12 protein-coding genes and 1 pseudogene are annotated in these 14416 nt (G+C 62.5%); 4 read left to right on the top strand and 9 right to left on the bottom strand.

Translation table 11 applies throughout. The features are described from left to right. Positions 1-137: 137 nt before the first annotated feature. The 3 genes and pseudogenes from HKK57_RS07255 to HKK57_RS27150 form a co-directional block, all read right to left on the bottom strand. The gene (locus HKK57_RS07255) at positions 138-848 is read right to left on the bottom strand and encodes a hypothetical protein (protein ID WP_169389982.1); all 711 of its coding nucleotides are present in this window, start codon (positions 846-848) and stop codon (positions 138-140) included. Positions 849-961: 113 nt separating this feature from the next. Next, a pseudogene (locus HKK57_RS07260) lies at positions 962-1165 on the bottom strand (transcriptional regulator); the annotation flags it as partial. 61 nt (positions 1166-1226) lie between these two features. Further along, on the bottom strand, positions 1227-1355 hold the full coding sequence (locus tag HKK57_RS27150) for a hypothetical protein (protein WP_262382549.1): 129 nt from the start codon (positions 1353-1355) through the stop codon (positions 1227-1229). 148 nt (positions 1356-1503) lie between these two features. On the opposite strand from HKK57_RS27150, the gene HKK57_RS07265 reads away from it, so the two are divergent. Together HKK57_RS07265 and HKK57_RS07270 are read left to right on the top strand one after the other, a co-directional pair. Further along, complete coding sequence (locus tag HKK57_RS07265) at positions 1504-1782, top strand: type II toxin-antitoxin system RelE/ParE family toxin (RefSeq protein WP_070993970.1); 279 nt, start codon at positions 1504-1506, stop codon at positions 1780-1782. Between the two features lie 14 nt (positions 1783-1796). Beyond that, positions 1797-2084, top strand: a complete 288-nt coding sequence (locus HKK57_RS07270; RefSeq protein ID WP_029300442.1) for a HigA family addiction module antitoxin — start codon at positions 1797-1799, stop codon at positions 2082-2084. 158 nt (positions 2085-2242) lie between these two features. Here the strand turns inward: HKK57_RS07270 and HKK57_RS07275 are convergent, their stop codons facing one another. The 6 genes from HKK57_RS07275 to pilG all read right to left on the bottom strand — a co-directional run bounded on the left by HKK57_RS07275 (position 2243) and on the right by pilG (position 12116). After that, positions 2243-2698 (bottom strand): chemotaxis protein CheW, encoded by a 456-nt coding sequence (locus HKK57_RS07275; RefSeq protein WP_029300444.1) that lies wholly within the window; start codon positions 2696-2698, stop codon positions 2243-2245. After that, positions 2691-8546 (bottom strand): hybrid sensor histidine kinase/response regulator, encoded by a 5856-nt coding sequence (locus HKK57_RS07280; protein WP_169389983.1) that lies wholly within the window; start codon positions 8544-8546, stop codon positions 2691-2693. Before HKK57_RS07280 ends, HKK57_RS07275 begins: the two co-directional genes overlap by 8 nt. Before the next feature lie 155 nt (positions 8547-8701). Continuing rightward, positions 8702-10753 (bottom strand): methyl-accepting chemotaxis protein, encoded by a 2052-nt coding sequence (locus HKK57_RS07285; RefSeq protein WP_070993972.1) that lies wholly within the window; start codon positions 10751-10753, stop codon positions 8702-8704. Next, the gene (locus HKK57_RS07290) at positions 10750-11286 is read right to left on the bottom strand and encodes a chemotaxis protein CheW (protein ID WP_029300451.1); all 537 of its coding nucleotides are present in this window, start codon (positions 11284-11286) and stop codon (positions 10750-10752) included. Before HKK57_RS07290 ends, HKK57_RS07285 begins: the two co-directional genes overlap by 4 nt. Before the next feature lie 12 nt (positions 11287-11298). Next, positions 11299-11664, bottom strand: a complete 366-nt coding sequence (pilH, locus tag HKK57_RS07295) for a twitching motility response regulator PilH (protein ID WP_029300454.1) — start codon at positions 11662-11664, stop codon at positions 11299-11301. Positions 11665-11708: 44 nt separating this feature from the next. Then, on the bottom strand, positions 11709-12116 hold the full coding sequence (pilG, locus tag HKK57_RS07300; RefSeq protein WP_029300456.1) for a twitching motility response regulator PilG: 408 nt from the start codon (positions 12114-12116) through the stop codon (positions 11709-11711). 239 nt (positions 12117-12355) lie between these two features. On the opposite strand from pilG, the gene gshB reads away from it, so the two are divergent. Both gshB and HKK57_RS07310 read left to right on the top strand, forming a co-directional pair. Then, positions 12356-13309 (top strand): glutathione synthase, encoded by a 954-nt coding sequence (gene gshB / locus HKK57_RS07305; RefSeq protein WP_029300457.1) that lies wholly within the window; start codon positions 12356-12358, stop codon positions 13307-13309. A gap of 77 nt (positions 13310-13386) precedes the next feature. After that, on the top strand, positions 13387-14286 hold the full coding sequence (locus tag HKK57_RS07310; RefSeq protein ID WP_029300459.1) for an energy transducer TonB: 900 nt from the start codon (positions 13387-13389) through the stop codon (positions 14284-14286). Positions 14287-14416 lie beyond the last annotated feature (130 nt).

Consider the following 14416-nt stretch of genomic DNA (forward strand, 5'->3'; position numbering starts at 1 on the left):
GGCGAACCGTTACGGCTGGAGTAACGATCCGCTCTGTGGGAGCGAGCTTGCTCGCGAAAAACGTCAACGATAACGCAGTGCTATCAGGTAACGCGCGGCGCCTATGCGTCCTTCGCGAGCAAGCTCGCTCCTACCTCCTACAGCCATTCCATACGCTGGCGCCATACGGTCCAGCCCATGGCGATGCCTGCCACGGTATGAAACCCCAGCACCGCTGCAGGGCTCCAGCTCACCAGCCCGGCAATCGCCTGCACATACACCGGCAGCAGAAACAGCAATAGCCCAAACAACAGGCCCACGCCCCACTGCTCCCACTTCATTGACCGACGCAGGTAGGAAATGAACGCGCAACCCATCGCCGCGACCAGGAACACCAGCAACAAACCCGACACTGCATGCCCCGTCACCACAGGCCAACCGAAGAACCAAAAGAGCAGGCAGAGCGCAGACAAGGCGAGTGAGCACATGAGGATAAACACCAACAGGTATTCAAAGATCCTCAGGCCCCAGCCATGGATGAAGGTGCGGGTCTGTTGAATGTCGGCCTTGCTCGGCCGTCGCGAGATAGCCACCGCCAGCAGGCCCGAGCCCAAGCCGCCCAGGCTCATGACCACCAGATTGATCACAACGACCTTGGGTTCTTTGTATTCGTCACTGAGGGTTTCCAGATACCCCAAGATAAACACCGCGCCCACCGACGAGATCACGAAGCCTGCGAGCTTGCCGCGCCGGGTCGGGAAATTCATCGTCACGCTGGCAGTGAGCGCCAACACCACGACCCACAACAGCAAGGCACCATTAAACGGGCTGGAGTTGTACAACCGGACAAATACGTCAAATAGCCACATTGTGTTGTTGCTTCCACCGAAAGACTCCTCGGGTTATCGGCGGGTTTGCGTGGGGCTTTATCCGAGAAAGCATTTGAGCTGCGCATCCACATTACTCAACAACGCTTGTGTACTGTCGAGTTGCCCTGACGGCTCATGCTCAAGACACCCGCCCGTTGCAGGCGCTCCAGCTCACGGGTCAGGCTGCCCTTGCCCACTTGGGCCCAGCGGGCTATTTCATTGGTGAAAAAGCTCTGTTCAGGTTTGCCAAAAAGCAGGCCCAGGACTTTTTGCTGGGTCACGGTAAACAGGGCTGTGCTGAGGGGCAGGGTTTGCATGGCGACGACCAAAGAGTCCCAAAAAGGGAACGTTAGGTCCCTTTTTGGGACTGATCAAGTTTTACGCAGCGGCCGCCGGCGATATCTGCTCCAGCGCGTGCTCGATCAGCAGTTGGCCCCGCTCGATCATTTGTGGGATGGCGCGAAAATTTCGCGGGAAAAATCTGAAGACTGCATCCCCATCAATCATTCCTACAACCTTTTAGGGTTGTTGCTCGGATGTCGCCTCACTAGCCTTTGGGATTTGAATCATCTCACCAGCAGAACATCATGAATCTGACCCTGAAACCCGATACAAGGCCATTGCAGAGCGTGATGTATCACATCACAATCCATCCATGATCGTCAGCTGGAAACACAAGGGGCTCCAGCATTTTTATGAAACAGGATCAACCAAAGGTATCAACGCGGGTCATGCGAAACGCTTGCGTCGTGTGCTGCTGATTCTGGATAGCGCAGGACACCCGAACGAATTGAATCTCCCAGGATGGCGCTTTCATCGTCTCAAAGGCGATCTGCTCGACTACTGTTCCGTCAGCATCAGCGGTAACTGGCGCATCATTTTTCGTATGCTGGATGATCACGTCGAACTGGTTGATTACCTTGACTACCACTGAACAGGGGCACGCACATGGGTATGCACAACCCACCACATCCCGGCGAAATCCTGCTTGAAGATGTGATGCCCAGCCTGGGTATCACCATTACCGAAATGGCCCGGCGGCTCGGCTTTGCCAGGGAAACATTCTCCAGGATCCTGCATGGTCACGCGCCAGTCAGCCCGGACCTTGCCGTGAGGCTGGAGCGGGCAGGCATCAGCAAAGCGCGGTTATGGCTGTCGATGCAAAGCACCTATGATCTTTGGCAAGCGGAGCACCGTGAACAACCGGTGATTGAGCGTTTTGCGCAGATTGAGTAGGGCTAGGCGCCAAGCACAATCCAATGTGGGAGCTGGCTTGCCTGCGATGCAGACGCTTCGGTGTGTCAGTTAAACCGAGGGGATGCTATCGCAGGCAAGCCAGCTCCCACACAAGCCAGCTCCCACACTGGATCTTCAGAGGTGCTGAGAACGGGTGTTCAGGCCAGGCCAGCCTCGACCAGCAGCGCTTCCAGCCCCATCAGGTCCGGCACTTTCGCCACATGCTCGCCGACCTGTACCGCCGCCAGTTCCAGGGGCGATAGAGGCACGTCCACGTAGCTCAACTGGCTGTCGAGCTTGTAGGAACGGGGAATGCCCTGGATCACCAGGGCAATGAACTTCAATGTGGGCCGCCCGCCCAGGGCGTTGAGCACGACGATCCGCGCGCGCTCGCTGACAATACTGGTGCCACCGCAGGCCGCTTCAAAGCTGATCAGCGGCAGGTGCTGGTCGCGCCAGGTCACTTGTCGCAGGTACCACGGTGGTGCGTCGCTGGCCGGTTCGCCGCGCTGGAAGTCGATCAGCTCGGCCACCGCGACGTTGGGTAGCAACAGGTGGCGGTCGGCCAGGGGCAGCAGTAAGCCGGTGAGTTGACTGGTGCGGTGGTCAAGCATGTTTCGGGCTCCAGTAGGCGATGCTTTCGAGCAACACCGACTCTTGATAGGGCTTGCCGAGGTAGTCGTTGACGCCGATCGCCATGGCCCGGTCGCGGTGTTTCTGGCCGGTGCGGGAGGTGATCATGATGATCGGCAGGCGCTTGAGCCGCGGGTCGTTGCGCACCTGGATCGCCACTTCAAAACCATCCATGCGCGGCATTTCGATATCCAGCAACATCAGGTCCGGGGTGTGTTCCTCGAGCAAGGCGATGGCGTCGATGCCGTCCTTGGCGGTCAGCACGTTCATGCCATTGCGCTCCAGCAGGCGGCTGGTGACTTTGCGCACGGTCACCGAGTCGTCCACCACCAGCACCAGCAAGCGCTGTTTTTTCTGCGGCTCGTTGACCGCCAGCACGCTGTCCGCCGCCTGGGCCGGCAAGGCCGGGGCCAGGGCGCGGATATGCGCCAGCAGGTCGATGATCAACACCACCCGGCCATCGCCAAGAATGGTCGCCCCGGACAGCCCTTGCACCGCCGCAAACTGCGGGCCCAGGCCCTTGACCACGATTTCGCGGGTGCCGGCCATGTCGTCCACCTGCACCGCAATGTGCCGCTCGTTGCATTGCATCAGCAGCACCGGCAGCGGCTGGTTTTGCCCCAGCAGCTTGGGCCGGGCCACGGTGTGCAGCAACTCGCCCAGGTAATACAGCTCGTAGCGCTGGCCCGCGTATTCATACACCGGCGGATCCAGTTGGTAGTGCCCCTCCAGCTCATTGGGCAATACGCGCACCAGGCCCTGGATGGTGTTCAGCGGAATCGCGTACTGGTCCTCCGCACACTGCACCATCAACGCCCGGTTGACCGACACGGTAAACGGCAGGCGAATACGAAAATGCACGCCCACGCCCGGCGTAGAGTCAATGAACATGCTGCCGCCCAGTTGGCGCACTTCTTCGTGCACCACGTCCATGCCCACGCCACGCCCGGAAATCTGGGTGATTTTTTCGGCGGTGGAGAACCCCGGCTGCAAGATGAACTGCAACACGTCGCGGTCGCTGATCTCCATTTCCGGGTCCAGCAGGCCGCGCTTGATCGCCTTGCGCCGCACTGCATCCAGTGGCACGCCGGCGCCGTCGTCGCGCATATCGAAGATGATGTCGCCGCCTTCGTGGCTCAGGTCCAGGGTGATCCGGCCCTTCTCCGGCTTACCCGCCAACAGCCGTGCATCCCGCGACTCCAGGCCATGGTCGACGGCGTTGCGCAGCATATGCTCCAGGGGCGCGGCCATGCGCTCCAGCACGTTGCGGTCCATCTCGCCCTCGGCATTGCCGACGACGAATTCCACATCCTTGCCCAGCTCACCGGCCACCTGCCGCACGATGCGCTTGAGGCGCGGCAGCATGCGTTCGAACGGCACCATGCGCGTGCGCATCAGGCCTTCTTGCAACTCGGTGTTGATGCGCGCCTGTTGCTGCAACAGGTTCTGCGCGTCCTGGTTACGCTGGTCGAGGGTTTCCTTGAGGTCCAGCAAGTCCGAGGCCGACTCGGACAACGCGCGGGACAACTGTTGCAACTGGGAATGGCGATCCATTTCCAGGGGGTCGAATTCTTCGTAGCCCAGGCGCTCGGTTTCGGCGTGCTGGCGGCTGACGATCCGCCCCTGGGTCTCGGTTTCGAGGCGACGCAGTTGGTCGCGCATGCGCTCGATGGTGGTTTGCACCTCGGTGAGGGCGCTGCGGGCGTCGTTGACCTGCTGCTCGATACGCCCACGGAAAATCGAGGTTTCACCGGCGAGGTTGACCAGGTCATCCAGTAGCTCGGCGGATATTTTCACCATGTCCGCGCCCGGCTCGCTGGCCGCTGGCGCTTCGGGTTTGCCGGCGGGCATCGCGACCGGGGCAGCCTGGGTTTCGGTGGGCTGGACCAGGCTCTTGATGCGGTCGATCAGACGCTCTACGGAGCCGACCGGCAACCCCGCCGCCACCGCCTCGACCATCTGTGCCAGGCGGTCGTGGCAGCCTTGCAACAATGCAAACAGCTCGGCCGTGGGCGCCAGCAGCCCCGCCGAAAGGCCTTCGTAGAGAAACTCCAGTTCGTGGGCCAGGTCGCCGATGGGCGCAATTTCGACCATACGCGCCCCGCCCTTGAGGGTATGCAGGTCGCGCAGCAAGGTCTCGACCTCCTGGCGGTTCTGCGGCTCGGCCTGCCAACGCAACAGCGCCGCGCCGGAGCTGTCGAGGATATCGGCCGCTTCTTCGAGGAAGATATCCAGCAGTTCGGGATCGCTGCCTGCACCCTGCGCCTCAGGCGCTACGGGCACAGTTACTGGCGCCGCGTTCTGGCGCACATCGCGCAAACGGTTGATCAAGGCGCTGGAGTCACTCAACGGTTGCTGCTCTTGCAACTGCTCCAGTTGCAAGGCCAGGTGTTCATGGCTGTCCATCAACACTTGGGCCATTTCAGCAGAGTAGCTGTAGCGCCGGTCCACCAGGCCTTCGTAAAGGCTTTCCAGTTCCTGGGCCAGATCGCCCACCGGGCCGATTTCGGCCATGCGCGCGCCGCCGCGCAGGGTGTGCAGGTCACGCTGCAGGGAGGACAGCGGTGCCACGCCGTCGGGGTCCAGCAACCAGCGTTTGAGGGACTGCCCGGCGCTGTCGAGGATATCGACCGCTTCCTCAAGGAAGATCTCGACGATCTCATCGTCCACCGCCCAGTCCTGTTGCAACTGTGTGGTGGCCGCGCCCAGTTCGGCAATGCTCAGGGCGCGACTGCCATCACTTTTGATCAGGCCGGTGGCGCTGGGGTCGAGCCCTTCATCGAGCAGCTCGCGCAAGGCTTTCATACGCGCCGGCGCCGGGCTGACTTCCTGGCCGGCGGCCAGTTGGTCGAGCATGTTGATCAGGGCTTCATGGGCCAGTTCGGCCTCATGGAAAAACCGCTCGCTGACTGCCAGGCTGCTCTCTTCCACCGCCCCATACAGGTCGAGCAACGCTTCGCACAGCTCATCCATCGGGTGCAGGTCGGCCAGGTGCGCGCCCTCGCCCAGGGTGGTCAACTCGTCCAGCAATGCGCTGAGTTCCTGGCGCTCGCCAGGGTGTTGCTGCCAGCGCCGCAGCAGGCTTTCGGCGTCCAGCAGGATGTCCATGCCCTGGGCCAGGAAATTGCTGATCAACTGTGGGTCGCGCTTGACCCGCAGGCCCTCGCTCGGGGCGTTGAGGAAGGCTTCAAGCTGGCTGTCGAGACGCGCTTGGGTGCGCTCGATCAACGACTGCGCGCCGTCGATGGGTGCCAGGGGATCACTGTCCAACTGGCGCAAGCCGCGCTGGAACAGGGCTTCACCCTCCAGCAGCAGGTCGATTTCATCCAGGTCCAGCGCCAGGCGATGGGCCTTGTACTCACGGGTCAGATGGTCCAACGGCCGCGCCAGCTCGGCGATGGGCAGGACGCCCGCCATGTAGGCGCTGCCCTTGAGGGTATGCAAAGCACGTTGCAGTTCATCGCTGACGTGCAGCGGCATCTGTTCGGTGGCCTGGTGCAAAAACCGATTGAGGCTGTCCAGGTGGCTCAACGCTTCGTTGCGGAAGATCTCCAGCAGCAGCGGGTCGAGCGTGCTGTCCTCAGGCTCCACGGCAGGCGGTAACGGCGCGCCACTGGCCAGGGCATGGGCGCGTGCGGCAAGCAGGTCGACATCATCGCGCTGGCGCTGGGCATCGGCGGCGAACTCGGCAATCAATGCCGGCAGCAGCAGCAATACATCATCCAATACGGCCTGGACTTCGGCGCCCGGCGCGACCACCCGCTCCAGCACGCGGTTAAGCAGGTTTTCCACGGCCCACGCCAGTTCCGCCAACACCAGGGCACGCACCATGCGCCCGCTGCCCTTGAGGGTATGGAAGGCGCGGCGCATGTCGCTCAGGGCGGTCTTGTCTTCGAGGCTGACGGCGCCTTGGGGTATAAGGCGCTGCAGCACTTCCAGCACTTCGGCGGTTTCTTCAAGGAACACTTCGCGCAGTTCATCATCCACCGACTCTTCGTCGGCCGGCGGCGGCAGCAGGCTGCCCGGACGCTGCAGGGCCGGCGGGTTGAGACGTGGGGTCGGGCTGGCCAGGGCCTGCGCCAGTGTCTGGGAATCGGCCGGCAACTCATCGTGTGGTGCCGAGCGTTCCTGGCGCCAGGCTTGCTGCGCTGGCACTGGTGCGTAACCTAGGGCCGCGAGCCCTTCAAAGGCGATGTCCAGCACCCGCTCGCCCGGGGCATCCGGGTCCTGCAGCATGCGCTCCAGGTAGTGTTCCAGGCTGGTGAGCACATCGGCGCAATGTTCAAGCTGCGCCGCCGGCGGCGCCGTGTCATGGCCCATCCACTGTTCATCGACGTAAATCTTGAAGCCACGCACCAGGCCCGCCGCGCGCGGCAGCGGGATCATCGCCAGGGCACCGCGCACCTGGGTCAGCAGTTGCGGCAGGGATTCCAGGCGCTGCGTATCCCACTGCGCCTCCAGGCAGTCGATGACCAACTCCCGCGCCTGCTTGAGGCACTGGCATGACTCCTTGATCACCAACTGGTGGATCTGGGTCAGGTCGGTGGTGGGCAGGCGGCTGTCTTCACGGTTTTGCGGTTCGACGGTGCCCACCATCCCGGCCAGGGTCGCTTCGACATAGAGCAACGCCCCGGCCACATCCATGAGCACCGCATCATTGGGTTCGCGCTGCCCCTGGGCCAGGCCCTGGACCACCGCCAGCTGGTCGATGATCACTTTGCGCGGCTGGCCAAACCCCAATACCGCCAGGGTATCGGCGATCTGGCGCAACGGCGCCAGCAGGCTGTCCAGGGCAGAGATGTGCTGGCGGTCGCTGCGCACAAACAGGTCCAGGCGTTCCTTGACCCGCACCAACTCTTCACACAGCGCGCCGAGCACCGAGCCCATGGCGTTGCGGTCCGGGCCGGCCAGGCGCGCGCGCTCGGCATCGACCACGGTGCTGTCGGGCAAGGCTTCATCCAGGCCGTAGCGTTCCTTGAGGCTTTGCATGCGCGGCGTCGGCCGGGTGACTTTGGCGATGTAAAACAGCAGGCTCTTGAGCAGTTGATCCGGCGCCGGGGTGTTGATCCCTTCGATGCCCTGGATCTGCAGGCGCTTGAGTACCTTGTCGCAGCTCTTGAGCAGGCTGCGCAACGCCGGGCTATTGGCGATAACGCCGGTGAGCATGCCTTCGGCCAAGGCCGAGGTGACTTGCCACAACGCCAGCAACGGCGCGCCGTGGCACAGCGCTTCGAGTTGGGCAAAGACCCGCGCCATGTCTTCCAGGTTGCTGGGGCCGTGGTCCTCACGCAGTAGCCCGGCCAGCCCTTGTTGCAGCATTTGCCGCCACTGCTGCAGTTGCTCGGCAAAATCGGCCGGCGCACGCTGGGCCAGGGCATCCTCGGGCAACGGCGCGATCACCAGCAGTTGCGGGCTGAACAGGCTGGTTTCCGAGAGCAGGCTTTTGCCGTGCACGCTGCGCAGGTCATTGAGCAGCGGCAACACCACCAGCGGCAGGTCGCGCCGCGCACTGTGCACACGGTCCAGGTACAGCGGCAGCTGCCCGAGGGCCTGTTGCAGCAAACGAATGCCCTCTTCGCGCTGGCTGACCCGCCCCGCTTGCAGGGCCTGGGCCAGGTGTTCCATTTCTTCGGCGAGCAGTGCCGCGCCGTAGAACTCGACCATCTGCAGGGCACCGTGGACCTGGTGAATGCCCGCAAGGCACTGCGCGAGGGCCGCATCGCTGGAGTCGTCGGTGTAGGCGTCCAGCGCCGCACGGGCCTGTTTCAGGGTGTCGGCGATCTCGCCCTTGACCCATTCGAGGGCGACGTAGTCGTGCCGGTCAACCATAACGACTCCCGAGTGAGTTAACACCGCAATGGAAATGTGGGAGCTGGCTTGCCTGCGATAGCGCAGTATCAGTCGCCACTTCTATCGACTGGCCCACCGCTATCGCGGGCAAGCCCGCTCCCACAGGGGTTTTGTGCAGGCTTTTAAGCGGCATGTCATTCATGGGTCTTGCGCACGGGCGGCAAGGTGAAGCCCGATACCGAACGCCGCAACTGGCTGGCCATTTTCGCCAGGTTGCCGATGCTCTCGGCGGTGGCCGTGGAGCCCGATGAGGTCTGGCTGGTGATCTGCTGGATCACGTTCATGGTCAGGGAGATCTGCCCCGCCGACGAGGTTTGCTGCTGCGCGGCGTTGGAGATGCTCTGGATCAGCGCGGCCAGGGTCTTGGACACCCCTTCGATTTCTTCCAGGGCCACCCCGGCGTCCTGGGCCAGCCGCGCGCCACGCACCACTTCGGTGGTGGTCTGCTCCATGGAGATCACGGCTTCGTTGGTATCGGTCTGGATCGCCCGCACCAGGTTCTCGATCTGCCGGGTGGCCGCCGAAGAGCGTTCGGCCAGGCGTTGCACTTCGTCGGCCACCACTGCAAAGCCGCGCCCGGCATCGCCGGCCATGCTCGCCTGGATCGCGGCGTTGAGGGCGAGGATGTTGGTCTGCTCGGCAATGTCGTCGATCAGGCTGACGATATCGCCAATCTCCTGGGATGACTCGCCCAGGCGTTTGATGCGCTTGGCGGTGTCCTGGATCTGTTCGCGAATGTTGTCCATGCCGTGGATGGTGTTGTGCACCACCTCGTTGCCCTTGTTGGCGATCTCCACCGACCGTTCGGCCACGGCCGAGGACTCGGCGGCATTGGCCGACACCTGGTCGATGGATTGGGCCATCTGATTGATCGCGGTGGAGGCTTCGGCGATCTGCTGGGCCTGGTGTTCCGAGGCCTGGGCCAGGTGCATGGCGGTAGCCTGGGTTTCCTGCACGGCGCCAGCCACTTCACCGGCGGTGAGGTTGATGGTCGCCACCAGGTCGCGCAACTGGTCCACCGAATAGTTGATGGAATCGGCGATGGTGCCGGTGAAGTCTTCAGTCACCGAGGCGGTCACGGTGAGGTCGCCGTCGGCCAGGTCTTCGATTTCGTCCAGCAGGCGCATGATCGCGTTCTGGTTGCGTTCGTTTTTCTCGGCGGTTTCACGCAGTTGGCGATTGGTTTCGCGCACCATCACCAGGCCGATCAGGATGATTGACGCCAGCGCCAGCAAGCCCAGGACATAGCCGCCGATGGTGTCGAGGGTGCGCCCGCCCGCCAGGTTTTCAAAACCGGTGGCCAGGTGCGAAGCCTCATCGAGCAGGGTCTGCGAGAGGCTGAAGATATTGCTCGCCGAGGCGCGCACCTGGAACAGTTGCGGCGACGTTTCGAGGATTTCATCCACGGAGCCCGAGACAAATTCGAACAGCTCGGCAATCTCCGCCAGGCGCGCACGGGCGTCGGGGTCTTGCACCTCGCTGATCTTCAGGCCAGCGCTGCCCTGGAGCATACCGGCCAGGACCTGGCCAAAACGGTTGGCATCGCGGCCAAAGGCGTCGGCGGCCTTGACCGCCGTGTCATCCCCGGCCAGCACCGTGTTGACTGCTCCCAAAATGCGCTCGGCCAACAACGATTGGCGCTGGGCCACGGCCACCTGGCTGGCAGGTGCACCGCGCTGCAGCAGGATCTCGACTACCTTTTCCGACTCCAGCTGCAATTGCGGCACGGTTTCGGCCAGGGTCGCCGCCACTTGATGCAGGGACAGCACCGTCTGCTCACTGGCCAGGATCACATCGGTGTTCTTCAGCAAGGCTTCCCAATCATGCTGCACGGCGCGCATTTCGCTGCGCACGGCACTGGGCGCGGCGGGCAGGCCGGTGGCCGGGTCGCCTTTTTTCAGGTAGCCCCAGCGCTGGGCAAAATCATTGCGCGCCTCGCTCAACAGCCTGAACGCAGCGGCCTTGCCGGCCGCCGCCTCGGTGGCGTTCTTGGCAATGCGCTGGGACAGCACCCGCAGCTCGCCGGCGTGGCCGATGTACTGCTTGTCATAGGTGGACTGGGTGTTGAGGTACGCGAAGTTGGCGAACAGCAGCATGATGAAGATGATCAGCGCAATAAACAGCACGATGATCTGCGAACGGCTACGGGAGGCTTCCTGCGGTTTGACGGGCGTGGCGGTGCTCATGCGGCAACATCCAGAAAGCCCGGGGCCTGGGCCAGGGCGAAAGGGCTGAAGACCTGCCACAGCGGCTCGCCGCTGAACTGGCCTTGGATAAATGCAGCGCTGGCGGCGGGCACACTGGCGGATACCGGGCGCAACAGGTCCTGGGCAAAATGCTGCAGGCCGACCACTTCATCCACCAACAGGCCGACAAAGGTGTCTTCGTGTTCAATCACCAGCACCCGGCGCTGCTTGCGTGCGGTCGACAGCTCATAGCCGAAAAACCCGCACAGGTTGATCACCGGCAGCAAGCGCCCGCGCAGGTTGGCCACGCCCCGGACCCAAGGCTTGACCCCGGGCATCAGGGTGCAACGCGGCTCATGCAGCACTTCGGCAACTTCGCCCATGGGCGCTACATACCAATGCCCGCCCAGGCGAAAGCCGATGCCGCTCCAACTGTGCGACCGGGTTTCCTGGGACGGCAGGTCAGCGGCCAACAGGCGGCAGCGGCGGTCGATGTCCAGCAGCAGCTCAAAGGCAGTTTGCGACTCGGTCATGGGAGCGTGCCGTCAGGGTTTGAGCACCGAGTTCAGGACTTCGATCAGCTTGTCTTCTTCCACCGGCTTGGTCAGGTACGCCTTGGCGCCCTGGCGTGCACCCCAGATCTTGTCGGTTTCCTGATCCTTGGTGGTGACGATGATGATCGGGATGCCGTTGGTTTCCGGCTCCTTGGACAACTGGCGCGTGGCCTGGAAGCCATTGAGGCCGGGCATGACGATGTCCATCAACACCGCATCGGGTTTTTCCTGGCGGGCCAGGGCCACGCCGTCGGCGCCATTTTCGGCCTTGAGGACCTGGTGCCCGTGCTTTTCCAGCATGCCGGTCAGTTTGTACATTTCAGTCGGCGAATCGTCGACGATCAGAACGCGTGCCATGGTTTTCCCCACTACATTGGTTGACGCAAGCCCTGGGGGCTGGGTCAATGTGCTTGTTCTACTGCGGCGAAACCCGGCACATAGGCCTTGATCGCACTCAGCAGTTCTTCCTTGCTGAAAGGCTTGGTCAAAAATTGATCGACGCCGACGATGCGCCCCTTGGCCTTGTCGAACAGGCCATCCCTGGACGACAGCATGATCACCGGGATGTCCTTGAACGCCGGGTTGTTCTTGACCAGGGCGCAGGTCTGATAGCCATCCAGGCGCGGCATCATGATGTCGACAAAGATGATGTGCGGGTGATGGTCAACGATCCTGGCCAGGGCATCAAAACCGTCGATGGCCGTGATGACTTCGCACCCTACGTTCTTCAACAGCGTTTCAGCGGTGCGGCGAATCGTTTTCGAATCGTCGATCACCATCACTTTCAAGGCGTTGGAATGCTGTTCCATATCTGCTCTACCATCGCCACAGCGAATCGGTTTTCGGTGTGTACTGCCGGATGCTGCCTGGGACGAGCGCCAAAACCCTTGCCGTGCAAGGGCCGACACGCCATGGCAGCCTTTTTAGCACAGACTGGGGAGGCAATCTATCGGCCGACCGGCAAGGTGGTTTTTCCTTGACCCACAACAGCCGCAGCGCCACTCTGACGCCACTTTTATGCGCCCTTATTTGCTAGAGGAAATCCCCCATGAGCGTTCGCGTCGGCATTGTCATGGACCCTATCGCCAGCATTTCCTATAAAAAGGATAGCTCGCTGGCCATGCTGCTGGCCGCCCAGGCCCGCGGCTGGACCCTGTTCTATATGGAACAGCGCGACCTTTACCAGGGCGACGGCGAAGCGCGGGCGCGGATGCGTCCCCTGCAGGTGTTCGCCAACCCTGAAAAGTGGTTTGAACTGCAAGACGAGATCGACAGCCCCCTGAGCGACCTGGACGTGATCCTGATGCGCAAGGATCCGCCGTTCGACATGGAGTTCGTCTACTCCACCTACCTGCTGGAGCAGGCCGAGCGTGCCGGTGTGCTGATCGTCAACAAGCCCCAGAGCCTGCGCGACTGCAACGAGAAGTTGTTCGCCACGCTGTTCCCGCAGTGCACGCCGCCCACCGTGGTCAGCCGCCGCGCCGACGTGCTGCGTGAATTTGCCGCCAAGCACGGCGATGTGATCCTCAAGCCGCTGGACGGCATGGGCGGCACCTCGATCTTCCGTCACCGCGCAGGCGACCCCAATCTGTCGGTGATCCTTGAGACCCTGACGGCCCTGGGCACCCAGCAGATCATGGGCCAGGCCTACCTGCCGGCGATCAAGGATGGCGACAAGCGCATCCTGATGATCGACGGCGAGCCGGTGGATTACTGCCTGGCACGTATCCCGGCGGCCGGCGAGACCCGTGGCAACCTCGCGGCGGGTGGGCGTGGCGAGGCCCGTCCGCTGAGCGACAAGGACCGTTGGATCGCCGCCCAGGTTGGCCCGACCCTGCGGGAGAAAGGCCTGCTGTTCGTAGGACTTGACGTAATTGGTGAGCACCTCACGGAAATCAACGTCACCAGCCCGACCTGTATCCGCGAAATAGACAACGCGTTCGGCACCAACATCGGCGAAATGCTCATGGCAGCGATTGCCGACAAGCTACAAGCCAAGTGACATAGAACAGCCGGAGGTCAGCCAACATTGCGCTATCATGCCCCACCTGTGAAACGCGCGATGTTGGTTTTCCTGTTATGACGCTTCCGTCCGACCTGCCCCCCGAATTCAGCCACAGCGGCGTACGCCCGGCTGATCGGCTCGGATTTACCCTATTTCTGGCAGCGCTGATTCATTTGGCGTTGATCCTCGGCCTGGGCTTCACGTTCGTCGAACCCCAGCAAATCAGCAAGACCCTGGAAATCACCCTCGCCACCTTCAAAAGTGAGAAGAAGCCCGAAAAGGCTGACTTCCTGGCCCAGGACAATCAGCAGGGCAGCGGCACCCTGGACAAAAAGGCAGTGCCCAAGACCACCGAAGTGGCGCCCTTCCAGGACAACAAGATCAATAAGGTCACGCCGCCTCCGGTGGCCAAGCCCGAGGTCAAGCAGGCCGCGCCCAAGGCCGCCGTCGCCACCATTGCGCCAAAACCCCAGAAGGCCGCGACCCAGCGCGAAGCCGTGAAGACTGAGCCTGCGCCAAGCAAACCCGCACCGACTTTCGACAGCTCGCAACTTTCCAGCGAAATCTCCAGCCTGGAGGCCGAACTGGCCAACGAGCAACAGCTGTATGCCAAACGCCCGCGCATCTACCGGCTCAACGCCGCCTCCACCATGCGCGACAAAGGCGCCTGGTATAAGGACGAATGGCGCAAGAAGGTCGAGCGCATCGGCAACCTGAACTACCCGGACGAGGCCCGGCGCCAGCAGATCTACGGCAACCTGCGCCTGCTGGTGTCGATCAACCGCGACGGCTCCTTATATGAAGTGCTGGTGCTGGAGTCGTCCGGCCAGCCCTTGCTGGACCAGGCGGCGCAACGCATCGTGCGCCTGGCCGCACCGTTCGCCCCGTTTACCGGCGACCTGAATGATATCGACCGCCTGGAAATCATCCGCACCTGGCGCTTTGCCAAGGGCGACCGCCTTTCCAGCAACTGATCAGCCCAGCGGTGCAGGAGCGAGCTTGCTCGCGAATAACCTGAGGCCACCGCGTGCATTCTGACTGCCCGCGTTATCGTTGACGATCTTCGCGAGCAAGCTCGCTCCTACAGCCCAAACAAACCCGCCA

This window comes from Pseudomonas sp. ADAK21 (genome assembly GCF_012935735.1).
GTDB lineage: Bacteria > Pseudomonadota > Gammaproteobacteria > Pseudomonadales > Pseudomonadaceae > Aquipseudomonas > Aquipseudomonas proteolytica.

Bases quoted from the DNA above. Each gene is read 5' to 3' on its own strand.
- HKK57_RS07255 (WP_169389982.1), bottom strand. From the start codon at position 848: ATGTGGCTATTTGACGTATTTGTCCGGTTGTACAACTCCAGCCCGTTT.
- HKK57_RS27150 (WP_262382549.1), bottom strand. From the start codon at position 1,355: ATGATTGATGGGGATGCAGTCTTCAGATTTTTCCCGCGAAATTTTCGC.
- HKK57_RS07265 (WP_070993970.1), top strand. From the start codon at position 1,504: ATGATCGTCAGCTGGAAACACAAGGGGCTCCAGCATTTTTATGAAACA.
- HKK57_RS07270 (WP_029300442.1), top strand. From the start codon at position 1,797: ATGGGTATGCACAACCCACCACATCCCGGCGAAATCCTGCTTGAAGAT.
- HKK57_RS07275 (WP_029300444.1), bottom strand. From the start codon at position 2,698: ATGCTTGACCACCGCACCAGTCAACTCACCGGCTTACTGCTGCCCCTG.
- HKK57_RS07280 (WP_169389983.1), bottom strand. From the start codon at position 8,546: ATGGTTGACCGGCACGACTACGTCGCCCTCGAATGGGTCAAGGGCGAG.
- HKK57_RS07285 (WP_070993972.1), bottom strand. From the start codon at position 10,753: ATGAGCACCGCCACGCCCGTCAAACCGCAGGAAGCCTCCCGTAGCCGT.
- HKK57_RS07290 (WP_029300451.1), bottom strand. From the start codon at position 11,286: ATGACCGAGTCGCAAACTGCCTTTGAGCTGCTGCTGGACATCGACCGC.
- pilH (WP_029300454.1), bottom strand. From the start codon at position 11,664: ATGGCACGCGTTCTGATCGTCGACGATTCGCCGACTGAAATGTACAAA.
- pilG (WP_029300456.1), bottom strand. From the start codon at position 12,116: ATGGAACAGCATTCCAACGCCTTGAAAGTGATGGTGATCGACGATTCG.
- gshB (WP_029300457.1), top strand. From the start codon at position 12,356: ATGAGCGTTCGCGTCGGCATTGTCATGGACCCTATCGCCAGCATTTCC.
- HKK57_RS07310 (WP_029300459.1), top strand. From the start codon at position 13,387: ATGACGCTTCCGTCCGACCTGCCCCCCGAATTCAGCCACAGCGGCGTA.